Raw genomic sequence first — 12135 nt, forward strand, 5'->3', positions numbered from 1 at the left:
GCGTTCCGCGGGCGCGGCTCGCCCGCTCGGGGTCGTTTGTCGACGCGGGCTCGCTACAGCGGCGCGGCCGCCGGAGTCAGCTGCTTGATGTAGGCCCACATGCGCTGCTTAGCGGCCTTGTCGGTCAGCGCCGCCTCAAAGCCGTCGAGCGCGAGCACGCGGCGGCCCTGCACATGGGCGACCAGGCCGGGCTTGAGCATGGCGGTGTCGAAGTCATCGATCGCCACGAGCATATCGGCGTAGGTCTCGCGCATGACATCGGCCGCGCTGTTATCGAGCAACAGCACCGCCTCGGGGTCCAGAGCCTCAAGCGCCTCGCGGAACAGCTCGCACGGCAGAGTCTCGCCCACCGTGACCGCTCCGTCACCTGTGCCGGCGACGCTTGCCAGCACGCAAAAATCCTCGGGCGCGTAGCCGATGGCCCCAAGCGCCTTGCGCAACGCCGCGCCATCCGGGCCGGCGGCAAGCTCGCCACCCGAACGCTCGGCCTCGTCCAAATCGCCTTTGACCAGCACGATCGGCGAGCACGCGTTGCCCACGATGCGCACGCCACGGACCGCAAGCGATGTGAGCTCCTGCTCGGCCGCCTGGGCGATGGCTTCTTTTTTCTGGCTTTGTGACGTGGACATGCGCTCTCCAATCGTTTGCGTGCCCACCATTATATAAAAGAGCTGCCCGCGAGTGGTTGCTTTACGGGCGGCTGGGTATAAGCACGGTCGTACTGAGTTTTACGCGGCCGAGCCGCGTCGCATTATGGAGGTCACCATGGCTGACATTAATCAGATTACCCCCGAGAACTTCGATTCCATCGTTAACGACAGCCTGCCCGTGCTGGTCGATTTTTGGGCACCGTGGTGCGGGCCCTGTCGATCCCTCTCGCCCATCGTTGACGAGGTTGCCGATGAGCTGGCGGGCAAGCTTGCCGTTGCCAAATGCAACGTCGACGACAACCAGGACCTGGCCATGAAGTATGGCGTCATGAGCATCCCCACGCTGATTGTGTTTAAGAACGGCGAGGAGATTGACCGCTCAGTTGGCGCTCTGCCCAAGGCGAGGCTGCAGGCGCTGCTGGAGAAGCATCTGTAATACGCTTGTTACTTACCCGCCGTCCATGAGCGCTTTTGCACCGCTCGCCGGACTGCCGGGCGCGGCGCGTGCGACCACGGATAGTATGGTAGTTACAAACAGCCCCCAGTGAACGGGTGCGAGTCACACAGACTCGTACCCGTTTTCTTATGCAGCTGCGCATAGAGCGAGCGTAGTAAAATCTGAACCACTGAACTGCCCCATACAAAAGGAGATTTCCCATGCATGACGTTGGAATGAACATGAGCCAGCTTGCCATGAGCGTCAAGCAGGTCGACGACACCATCGAGCTCGCTCACGAGTGGAGCCATCAGCTGCTGCATGCGACCGAGAATTTTGACATGGAGCGCATCGGCGCCAAGCTCGAGGCAGCCATGGCTGCGCTGCACGAGGCCCACGACGCACTCGAGGGCTACGAAGAGGCCATCGAGGCCGACCACAACTCCGTCGGCTCCGTGAAGCTGGTGTAACGTGGCCGAACACGAGCACGGCTGCGGGTACGAGCACGAGCATCCGCACGGGGCGGACGGTGACGCGGGCTGCCACTGTAGTGGCTCCGGCTCCGAGCTGGTCCGTTTTTCGGTTACCGCACCGGACGACCTGCTGCGCCGTTTTGACGAACAGATCGCGCGCCGCGGCGACGTGGCCAACCGCTCCGAGGCCGTGCGCGACCTGATTCGCGCCTCGATCGCCAAGGAGCAGATGCGCACGCCCGACGAGCATGTTATCGGGTCGCTCACCATGATCTACGACCACCATACCGGCGACCTGACGCGCCGTCTGGACGAAGTGCAGCACGACTACACCGACGAGATCGTATCGACCATGCACGTGCATCTGGATCACCACAACTGCTTGGAGATTCTGGCGCTCAAGGGTCGCGGCGAGCGCGTCTACGAACTAGCCGACCGCCTGCTGGGCCTGCGCGGCGTTAAGCACGGCGAGCTCACGTGCGCCGCCACCAAGCAGAGCCTGGGGCTGTAGCGCACCTGTCCCTATTTGGTCGGTTTTGATGAGGGGGGTCGCATGCGACATGTGCATATTCATGTAACGGGCATTGTGCAGGGCGTTGGTATGCGGCCGTTTGTGTATCGCGAGGCCATGGCGCATGGCATTTGCGGATGGGTGCTCAACGCGGGCGACGGCGTGCATATCGAGGCGCATGCTCTGGCCGGTGCGCTCGATGCTTTTGTTGCCGCGCTTTCTGAGCATGCGCCTGCGGCAGCCCGCGTAGAGCATGTCGAGGTTGTGGACCTGGCAGCCAACGGTTGGGATGCCGCCAATGAAGAGGGTTTTCGCATCGTAGCATCGCAGGACCAGACCGCGCACACGACGCTCGTCTCGCCCGATATCGCCACCTGCGACGATTGCCTGCGCGAGCTGTTCGATCCCGCCGACCGACGCTATCACTACCCCTTTATCAACTGCACTAACTGCGGCCCACGCTTTACCATCATCCGATCGCTGCCTTATGACCGAGCGGCTACCTCGATGGACCGTTTTCCCATGTGCCCTGAGTGTGCCGCGGAGTATGCCAATCCGCTCGATCGTCGCTTTCACGCGCAGCCCGATGCCTGCTTTGATTGCGGGCCGCACATTACGTGGCGCGAAGCGAGCGTGGGCGATGAGCCGGGCGAAGCCGCCGCGCCGCTGGCCGTCGGCACCACGCGCGAGACCAGCGACGCCATTATCGACCGCTGCGTTGAGCTGCTGGCCGTTGGTGGCATCGTCGCCATCAAGGGCCTGGGCGGATTCCATCTATCCTGTGACGCCTCCAACGAGCAGGCGGTAGCCGAGCTTCGCCGCCGTAAACGCCGCAGCAACAAGCCACTTGCCGTTATGGTGCGCAGCCTTGCCGACGTTGAACGCCTGTGCCATATCAGCGACGTTGAGCGCGGCTTGCTGGCCGGCAGCATTCGCCCCATTGTGCTGCTGCGCCGACGTGCTGTTTGCGAGAGCGGCGATTCCCCCAACGCCCTCGCGCTCGCGCCGTCCGTCGCGCACGACCTTCCCGAGCTCGGTGTTATGCTCCCCTACACCCCGCTTCAACATCTGTTGCTTGCCGCGGCAGAAGCCTGCGGTATGCACGCGCTCGTCATGACCAGCGGAAACCTGAGCGAAGAGCCCATCGAGACCGACGACGACCTTGCCTGGGAACACCTCGTTGCCGCCGGCATCGCCGATGCGTTGCTCGGCAACGACCGCTCAATCCTCTCGCGCTACGACGACTCTGTAGTGCGCGTGGTCGACGGCGCCGTTATGCCCGTGCGCCGCGCTCGCGGATATGCACCCCAGCCGCTGCCGTTGCCGGCGCTCGACGGCGCTCCGTCCTGCGTGCTCGCCTGCGGGCCGCAACAAAAGGCCACGATTGCGCTCACGCGTGAAGGGGCGAACGGCGAGGCAACCTGTTTTGTGTCGCAGCATATCGGCGATGTCGAAAACGGTGGGACCTTCGATGCCTGGAACGCCGCGCGCACGCGCCTGGAAGATCTCTTTGACTTGGCGCCCGCCGCCTTGGCCTGCGATGTACACCCCAGCTATCTATCGAGCCAGTGGGCGCGCGAGCAGGCGCGAAAATGCAATCTGCCGCTCGTCGAGGTGCAGCACCATCATGCGCATATCGCGAGCGTAATGGCCGAGGCTATCGCCGCGGGCCAGCATACAACCGACGCGCGTGTCCTTGGCATCGCCTTTGACGGCACCGGCGCCGGCACCGATGGGACCATTTGGGGCGGCGAGTTTCTTGTTGCCAGCCTTGGCAGCTTTGAGCGCGCCGCGCATTTGCGCACCTGGGCGCTCCCCGGCGGGGCGGCCTCCGTGCGCGACGCCCGCCGCAACGCCTTTGCCCTGCTCAGTGAGCTCGGCCTGCTCGAGCACCCGGGGGCTGAGCGGCTCTTGGGCGGCCTAGACGAGCAAACGCGTAGCGTGACGGCAACGATGATCGAGCGCGGCATCAACAGCCCGCGCACCAGCAGCATGGGTCGCTTGTTTGATGCCGCAGCCGCGATCCTGGGCATTTGCGGCCAGGCAACCTACGAGGGCGAACCCGCCATCGAGCTCGAAGCCGCCGCCTGGCGCGCGCTCGGCAGCGAAAGCACCTGCCCCACCGGCAATATGGCCAGCTTTTCCGTAACCGAATCATCCCGTCCGGACAACTGCCATGTTCTGAACTCCAGATCGCTTTTTGAGGCGCTTTTGGAGGGAATCAGGGCCGGCGTGCCCGCCGGCAAGCTCGCGCTCGACTTCCATGTCGCCGTCGCACGCGCGTCGGCCCGCATCGCAAACGAGATCTGCGCCCGTGAAGGCCTCGACACCGTCGCGCTCTCGGGCGGCGTGTTCATGAACCGACTTTTGCTCCAGCTCCTCACCCGCGAGCTCAAAAGCATGGGTCTCACCGTCTTGGTTCCCCACTCCGTGCCCGTCAACGACGGCTGCATCGCCTACGGTCAGGCGGCGATCGCACGCGCCCACCTCGCGCAGATCGCATCGCGATAGGCTGTTTTGCCAGCCTGCGCGCCGCCGTCTCACAGGTGTAACGCGTTTGCTCGTGACTCCCACGAGCGCTACCATCAACTGATGGATAATTAGGCGCCTATCCAGCGCAAAACGTATAAAAGGGGAACATTATGTGCCTTGCCGTTCCCGGTAAAGTGGTCAAACGCGACGACGACCTCAAGGCCACCGTCGACATGATGGGCATCGAGCGCCCGGTGTCGCTGCGACTCGTGCCGACGGCACAAGTAGGCGACTATATTCTGGTGCACGCTGGATTTGGCATCCAGATCGTCGACGAGCAGGAGGCGCAGGATACGCTCGACCTGGTCAACACCATGACCGAACTGGTCGAAGAAGACCAACTGGCCAGCAACCCGGCCGAGGCGTACTAGTGGTGGCCGGACAGCCGGCTCGCTCCGGTATCGACTTTTCGGCATTTCGCGATTCCAAGCTGGCCCGCGAGCTCATCGAACGCATCCGTGAACTTGTCGGCGACCGCACCATCAACCTTATGGAAGTCTGCGGCACGCACACCGTGAGCATCGGTCGCTATGGCTTTCGCTCCATTATGCCAGCGGGACTCAAGCTGCTGAGCGGCCCAGGTTGCCCCGTCTGCGTTACCGCCAACCGCGATATCGACCATGCAATCGCGCTCGCCAACATAGACGGCGCCATCATCACCACCTTTGGCGACATGATGCGCGTGCCCGGATCGTCCACCTCGCTCGCCGCGCAAAAGGCAGCCGGACGAGACATCCGCATTGTGTATTCCCCACTCGACGCACTCGACATCGCTGAGCAAAACCCCGACCGCCCGGTCATCTTTATGGGCGTGGGCTTTGAGACCACCACTCCCACCATCGCCGCCGCCATCCTGGAGGCAGATGCACGCGGGCTGCAGAACTTCTCGGTCTACTGCGCCCATAAAACCACGCCGCCGGCGCTGCGCGCCATCGCCAACGATCCCGAGACCACTATCGACGGCTTTATCCTGCCGGGCCACGTCGCCACTATCACGGGTTTGGCGCCCTTTAACTTTTTGGTCGACGAGTTCAATACCCCGGGCGTGGTTACGGGATTTGAACCGGTCGACATCTTGCAGGGCATCTACATGCTGGTCCAGATGGTTGTTGAGGGGCGGCCCGCAATTGACAACGCCTACCGTCGTGGCGTCAATACCGACGGCAATCCCGTAGCGCGCCAGCTGGTCGAGCAGGTATTTGAGCCATGCGACGCCACGTGGCGCGGGCTGGGACCGATTGCCAATTCGGGTCTTTCCATCCGACCCGAATTCGCGCGCTTTGATGCCGGCGCCCGCTTTGACGTGCCCGTTGAGGCGACGGTCGAGCCGCGCGGGTGCCGCTGCGGCGACGTGCTGCGCGGCGCCATCACGCCGAGCGACTGCCCGCTGTTCGGCCACGCATGTACGCCCGAACACCCCGTCGGCCCCTGCATGGTGAGCTCCGAAGGTAGCTGCGCGGCGTACTACCGCTACCGCGACTATTAGGTTCCACCGTTCTAACGAATGGCGGACCGGTCGACGCTGCGCCTCACCCATATAATTCCACTCACGATTGGAGTTTTCGATATGTCCCATAGCGTTACCGATAGCACCGTCCTGCTGGGTCACGGCTCTGGCGGCCAGATGATGAAACGCATCATCGACGAGGTCTTTTTGGATGCCTTTGGGTCGCCCGAGCTGCTCGAGGGCAACGATGCCGGCGTCGCCGCGCTGCCCACGAGCGGGCGTATTGCCATGTCGACCGACAGCTTTGTGGTGACGCCGCAGTTCTTCCCCGGCGGCAATATCGGCCGACTCGCCGTGTGCGGAACCGTCAACGATGTCGCGACCTCGGGTGCCAACGTGCGCTACCTGTCGTGCGGCTTTATCCTCGAAGAGGGTTATCCCATGGACAAGCTGCGTCAGATCGTGCAAACCATGGCCGAGACGGCGCGCGAGGCGGGCGTGGCGATCATCACCGGCGACACCAAAGTGGTTGAGCGCGGCGGGGCCGACGGCGTCTACATCAATACCGCCGGCGTGGGCGAAGTGCCCGCGGGTGTGGCGCTCAGTGGCGCAAACTGCCAGCCTGGCGATGTCATCCTGGTGTCGGGCACACTCGGCGACCACGGCATCGCCATCATGAGCCAACGCGAGGGCTTGGCGTTTTCGAGCAACATCGAAAGCGATGCCGCGCCGCTCAACCACCTGATAGCCGACGTTCTGGCCGCCGCCCCCGACACGCGCTGTTTCCGCGACCCCACGCGCGGCGGCCTTGCATCCACACTCAATGAGTTTGCGCAGGCCAGCGACGTTGCGATGGAGGTCGATGAGGACGCCGTGCCCGTACGCCCCGACGTGCAGGCGGCGTGCGAGATGCTCGGATACGATGTGCTGCAGGTGGCAAACGAGGGCAAGATGGTCGCCGTGGTGCCGGCCGAGCAGGCCGATGCGGCTCTAGCCGCCATGCGTTCCGCACGCTACGGCGAGAATGCCGCGATCATCGGCCGCGTACTGCCGCTTGGATCGGACGCTCGGCCCGCCGTGCGCGTACGCACCGGCTGGGGCTCGACCCGCATCCTCGACATGCTCGTGGGAGAGCAGCTGCCCAGGATTTGCTAACGGCAACGGCTCGCGGCTGGCGCAACGCGGTTCAAGGCCGGCAAAGATATTCAGATTCCAAACGTGTCCGATACGCAGGCCCAGTATCATGGAGTGCGTTTTGTTACTCAAACGACAGGAGCACCCATGGCGGCAGCGTTTTCCCATGTGATTTTTGACCTCGACGGCACTCTCCTCAACACGCTCGAGGACCTGGCAGCCGCCGGTAACCATACCTGTGAGACGCACGGCTGGCCCACGTTTGCCGTTGACGAGTACCGCTATAAGGTGGGAAACGGCATGCTCAAGCTGGTCGAGCGCTTTATGCCCGCCGAGTATGCGGGCGACGGGCGCGCCTTTGAGCAGACGCTTGCCGAGTTTAGGGCCTATTACGGCGAGCATAAGGAGGATCACACCGCCCCCTACACCGGCACGATCGAGATGCTCGACCGCCTGCGCGCCGCGGGCATCCAGCTTGCCGTGCTCACCAACAAGGACCATGTCTCGGCCGCTCCGCTTATCGAGAAGTATTTTGGTTCCGAGCGCTTTGCGCTGGTGCAGGGCCGCGTCGATGCGTTTCCTCCCAAGCCCGAGGCGCCTGTTACGCTGCATGTGATGGAAGAGCTAGGCGCCGACCCGGCAACCACACTCTATGTGGGCGATTCCAATGTCGATGTTTTGACCGGCCACAACGCTGGCCTTAAGAGTGCGGGCGTCAGCTGGGGCTTCCGCGGCCGCGCGGAGCTGGAAGCCGCCGGCGCCGACTACGTGGTGGACACGCAGGAAGAGCTCACGGCGCTGATTCTGGGCGAGTAACGCTGGTGCTGCTCAACCCAACCGCCGCAATACCGTTGCGCGGAAAGTAGTCGTTGGGGACGTTCTTAAACGACTAGTCAAACAAGAACGTCCCCAACGACTAGTCATTTAAGAACGTCCCCAATGACTGCCATGGCAACGCCGATGTTTCGGCAATGACAGCGAGCGGGCACCAGAGCGAACAAATTGGCATGAAAAGAGGACGGCATAGACCTTCTGGTCATGCCGTCCTCTTTGAATGACAAGTTGTCGCTCTGGTGCCCGCGCAGCGTCGAGCAGTTACGGCGTTTGGTAAAACGCCGTAACAAACTACCGCGTAACTCCCCTAGCTCAGCATTGCATCCATCATCTCGGAGTTGACGGAGTCGTCGGCAGACCACTCGCCGTCGTCGTTGCAGGTGTACTTGAAGATAACCGTGGTCTTCCTGGGCTCGGTGGCCTTGGTCACATCGACCATAACCTGACCGGCCATCTTGTACAGCTCGTCATCGGAAGGAACCGTATCAAGCGCGGCGACCTTCTCCTGATACTGGGTGGAGAAGTCCTCGACGATCTTGTTCATGGACTTGCAGGTGATGGAGACCTCGGCGGTCGCGACACCCTTGTCCTCGTCGACCGTCACGTCGCCGATCTCGTAGTCAAAGCCTTCGAGATAGGTCTTGGCATACTCCTTGGGATCGATACCCAGCTGCTCGAACTCGTCGCCCGAAGCCTCCTCCAGACCAGAAAGGAACTCGTCGCCACCGTTCTTGACCTCGTCAAACTGAGTCGTGAGATCCTCGGTGATGAGTTCCTCGATCGAAGGGCCTCCACAACCGGAAAGCACGACCACGCATGCAACCAAGACGGCCATGAGGGGCGCAAGCAGCAGCTTCTTTTTCATGTTGTTCCTCCCAATGAGCGGCACTGCGCTTCCCAGACGCAGCGCACGTTGTAATAAGTAAGCCCATACTATCCACTTATTAACACCCTCGACGGCACGAAGGCGCGGTCGGTTCGTTTTAGCGTCCGAACGGTTTGCAAGCCCGCCCAACGTGCAATAAAACGCTTCCCCGCGGTGCAATAAAAAAGGTGGCCGGAAAACCCGACCACCTTTGCACATCCTTTGGATGTCGCAGTTTACTTGCGAACGACCTTAACGATGGCGTCACCGGCGGCGACAGCGGAGTCGGCCTCGACGGCGAGCTCGACATCGGCAAACTCGGCGGTGTTGGACACGGCCACGACGACACAGTCCTTGTAACCGGCGGCAGCGATCTTGGCACGGTCGATCTTGAGCATGGGCTGGCCGGCCTTCACGACGTCGTCGGCCTTGACGAAGCCCTCGAAGCCGTCGCCGTTCATGTTGACGGTATCGACGCCAACGTGCACCAGAACCTCGATGCCGCTATCGGACTGCAGGCCCACGGCGTGACCCATGGTGACGGTCACCTTGCCGTCGCAGGGAGCGTAGACCAGATCGTCCTCGGGCCACACGGCGCAGCCCTTGCCCAGGACCTCGCCGCCAAAGACGGGATCGGGCACGTCGGCCATCTTGATGACCTTGCCCTTGACGGGTGAGCACAGCACGTCGGCGCCGGCAGAAGCAGAGATGGAGGACGGAGCAGCGGCAGCCGCGGGCTCAGCCTTCTTCTTGAACATGTCAAACAGACCCATACGTTTTCTCCTCTTGATTAAGCGCAACGTTATGCGCATACCTATGGTGATTATAGTGCCAAATGGTTCAAATGCTAAGGTGGGGACTCGAATCGCGAGCCCATCCCAACGCTTTTCCCCGGTGGCACTCATATTGTCGATTAATCCTCGATAAGCCCCAGATGCACAAAGGCGTTCCAGATGCCGTCATCATCGACGTCGGTGGTCACGTAATCGGCCGCCGCCTTGCACTCGTCGCCGCCCGATCCCATGGCCACGCTCGTCGCGCACGCTTCCAACATGGGAATATCGATCTTGGCGTCACCGAAGGCCACGGTATCGGCACGGTCGGCGCCCAGGTGCTCGAGCAGCGTGTTGACGGCGTGCGCCTTGGTGATGCCGCGCACACCCATGTCACCAAAGAGCGCCGTCTCGCCCGCACCGCCCCAGGTGTGACACTCAAGATCGGGGAACTCCTCGATGCTATCCAGATGGTCCTGATAGCTCGACAGGATAAAGCTCACCTTATTGAGGTCATCGCGGTAGAGCGGCGCGCCGTAGACCATCCCGTGCATGACGTCGTCGGTCTCGAGCTCGTCGGCGCCCTCCACGCCCTTGCGACCGGCATAGGTCCTAAGCACCGGACGCGCGGCCTCGCGGAAGTTCTCACTTGCAAACAGGCCGTTGTTGCTCTCGAGATAAAACTCGAGGCCACGACCGTGCAGCCAGTCGACGATATGGCGGCACTGGTCAGCCGTGATGAGCTGGTGCATCACCACCTCGCCCGCCGACTCGACATAGGAGCCGTTGCCGCCGAGCATGCCGTCGAAGCCAATGGCCTCAAGCTCGGGCGGTACCTCGGCTTTGCTGCGACCCGTGCACATATAGGCCAGATGCCCGTTAGCGCGGGCGGTCTGGATGGCCGCCACGCAAGACGCGGGGATATTGCCCTCATAGTCGGTGATCGTGCCATCGACATCAAGGAACAAGATCTTACGAGAAGACATGGTGGGAACCCCTTATTCCAGGCCCTCGGCACCGTTGGACTTGATGATCTTCTGGTAGGCGTAGAAGCTGTCCTTGCGGCGTCGCTCGTAGGTACCGGTGCCGTCGTCGTACTTATCGACGTGAATGAAGCCGTAGCGCTTGCGCATCTCGCCCGTGCCGGCGGAAACCAGGTCGATGGGGCCCCACCAGGTGTAGGCGATCAGGTCGACGCCGTCGGCAATGGCCTCGCCCATGGCCTTGACGTGGCTGCGCAAGTAAGCGATACGATACGGGTCGTGGATGGAGCCGTCCTCCTCGACCTCATCGTAGGCGCCCATGCCATTCTCGACCACCATCAGCGGAATCTCGTAGCGGGCGTAAATCTCGTTGAGGGCGATGCGCAGACCCAGCGGATCGATCTGCCAGCCCCAGTCGGTGGACTCCAGATAGGGATTCTTGCCGCCAAAGGTCATGTTGCCCTCGGTCATCTCGTGATCCTTGTGGGTGCCCACGGTGCCGGACATGTAGTAGCTAAAGGTGTAGAAATCGACCTTGCCGTCGGCGATATCCTGCAGGTCACCGTCCTCCATCACAAGCTCGACATCGTTCTCGGCCCAGAAGCGCTTGGCATAGAACGGATACTTGCCGCGCACCTGCACGTCGGAGCAGTACCAGTTCATGGTATTCATCTCCTGCTGCGCGGCGAACACGTCGGCCGGATCGCACGTGGCGGCATAGGAGAGGATGAAGCAGTCCATGTTGCCCATCTTAAACTGCGGGTAATGCTCGTGGGCATAACGCACGACGCGGCCGCTGGCGACAAACTGGTGATGCAGCGCCTGCATACGAGCCTGCGGCGTAGTATGGACCGCCGAAGCCGGGCCCTCAAAGCCCTGAATCATGCTGGTCTCAAAGAGGTTGCCCATGTCCTGAGTGCCGCAGTTGATCTCGTTGAAGGTGAGCCAGAACTTGACCTTGTCCTGATAGCGGTCGAAGACGGTCTGGCAGTACTTCTCAAAGAAGCCGATGAGCTCGCGGCTCGCCCAGCCGTTGTATTTCTCGACCAGGTGATAGGGCATCTCGTAGTGCGACAGGGTCACGAGCGGCTCGATATTGTGAGCGCGCAGGCAGTCGAAGACGCGGTCGTAGAAGGCGAGGCCGGCCTCGTTGGGCTCGGCGTCGTCACCGTTGGGGAAGATGCGGCTCCAAGAGATGGACATGCGGAACATGGTAAAGCCCATCTCGGCGAACAGCGCGATGTCCTCCTCGTAGTGATGGTAAAAGTCGATACCGTCATGGTTGGGGTAGAAGCGGTTGGGGTCGATGTCGATCGTAATCTGGCGCGGCTCCTTGTAGCTGCCACCCAAGAAATGGTCGTCGACGGAAGGACCGCGGCCGTCCACGTTCCAAGCGCCCTCAAACTGATTGGCGGCCGTGGCGCCGCCCCAATAGAAACCCTCGGGGAATCCCATAAGTGCCTCCTCGCTCATGCGTGTTGCTGATGAAACGAGTAT

Annotated in this window: 13 protein-coding genes; 8 read left to right on the forward strand and 5 right to left on the reverse strand. The window is 62.2% G+C overall.

Going from position 1 to position 12135, the window contains the following annotated elements; genetic code table 11:
• Positions 1 to 53: 53 nt before the first annotated feature.
• Complete coding sequence (locus tag ACEG18_RS04860; protein ID WP_372541511.1) at positions 54 to 629, reverse strand: hypothetical protein; 576 nt, start codon at positions 627 to 629, stop codon at positions 54 to 56.
• A 136-nt stretch (positions 630 to 765) separates the two neighbouring features.
• Between ACEG18_RS04860 and trxA the strand changes: the two genes are divergently transcribed.
• The 8 genes from trxA to ACEG18_RS04900 all read left to right on the forward strand — a co-directional run bounded on the left by trxA (position 766) and on the right by ACEG18_RS04900 (position 7999).
• Positions 766 to 1086, forward strand: coding sequence for a thioredoxin (trxA, locus tag ACEG18_RS04865; RefSeq protein WP_022093990.1), 321 nt, complete (start codon positions 766 to 768; stop codon positions 1084 to 1086).
• Positions 1087 to 1307: 221 nt separating this feature from the next.
• Positions 1308 to 1556: a hypothetical protein gene (locus tag ACEG18_RS04870; RefSeq protein WP_006235225.1), complete on the forward strand. Its 249-nt coding sequence runs from the start codon at positions 1308 to 1310 to the stop codon at positions 1554 to 1556.
• 1 nt (position 1557) lies between these two features.
• Entirely contained in the window at positions 1558 to 2070 is a 513-nt protein-coding gene (nikR, locus tag ACEG18_RS04875; protein ID WP_118205863.1) for a nickel-responsive transcriptional regulator NikR, read from the forward strand.
• A 42-nt stretch (positions 2071 to 2112) separates the two neighbouring features.
• Positions 2113 to 4581, forward strand: a complete 2469-nt coding sequence (gene hypF / locus ACEG18_RS04880; RefSeq protein ID WP_372541514.1) for a carbamoyltransferase HypF — start codon at positions 2113 to 2115, stop codon at positions 4579 to 4581.
• Between the two features lie 131 nt (positions 4582 to 4712).
• Positions 4713 to 4973, forward strand: a complete 261-nt coding sequence (locus ACEG18_RS04885; RefSeq protein WP_117806545.1) for a HypC/HybG/HupF family hydrogenase formation chaperone — start codon at positions 4713 to 4715, stop codon at positions 4971 to 4973.
• Between the two features lie 2 nt (positions 4974 to 4975).
• The gene (gene hypD / locus ACEG18_RS04890) at positions 4976 to 6088 is read left to right on the forward strand and encodes a hydrogenase formation protein HypD (protein WP_372541516.1); all 1113 of its coding nucleotides are present in this window, start codon (positions 4976 to 4978) and stop codon (positions 6086 to 6088) included.
• 81 nt (positions 6089 to 6169) lie between these two features.
• The gene (gene hypE, locus ACEG18_RS04895) at positions 6170 to 7204 is read left to right on the forward strand and encodes a hydrogenase expression/formation protein HypE (protein ID WP_372541518.1); all 1035 of its coding nucleotides are present in this window, start codon (positions 6170 to 6172) and stop codon (positions 7202 to 7204) included.
• Between the two features lie 126 nt (positions 7205 to 7330).
• Positions 7331 to 7999, forward strand: a complete 669-nt coding sequence (locus tag ACEG18_RS04900; RefSeq protein ID WP_372541520.1) for an HAD family hydrolase — start codon at positions 7331 to 7333, stop codon at positions 7997 to 7999.
• A 325-nt stretch (positions 8000 to 8324) separates the two neighbouring features.
• On the opposite strand, the gene ACEG18_RS04905 is transcribed toward ACEG18_RS04900, so the two are convergent.
• The 4 genes from ACEG18_RS04905 to ACEG18_RS04920 form a co-directional block, all read right to left on the reverse strand.
• A complete protein-coding gene (locus ACEG18_RS04905; protein ID WP_099432515.1) occupies positions 8325 to 8882 on the reverse strand; it encodes a hypothetical protein in 558 nt (185 codons plus the stop codon).
• Positions 8883 to 9118: 236 nt separating this feature from the next.
• On the reverse strand, positions 9119 to 9655 hold the full coding sequence (locus ACEG18_RS04910) for a PTS sugar transporter subunit IIA (protein ID WP_117634515.1): 537 nt from the start codon (positions 9653 to 9655) through the stop codon (positions 9119 to 9121).
• Positions 9656 to 9795: 140 nt separating this feature from the next.
• Positions 9796 to 10641 carry a Cof-type HAD-IIB family hydrolase gene (locus tag ACEG18_RS04915; protein WP_372541522.1) on the reverse strand — a complete coding sequence of 282 codons (846 nt, stop codon included), beginning with the start codon at positions 10639 to 10641 and terminating at the stop codon, positions 9796 to 9798.
• Between the two features lie 12 nt (positions 10642 to 10653).
• Entirely contained in the window at positions 10654 to 12093 is a 1440-nt protein-coding gene (locus ACEG18_RS04920) for a glycoside hydrolase family 1 protein (RefSeq protein ID WP_372541524.1), read from the reverse strand.
• Between the last annotated feature and the right edge of the window lie 42 nt (positions 12094 to 12135).

It is taken from the genome of Collinsella aerofaciens (genome assembly GCF_041537385.1).
GTDB lineage: Bacteria > Actinomycetota > Coriobacteriia > Coriobacteriales > Coriobacteriaceae > Collinsella > Collinsella aerofaciens_BV.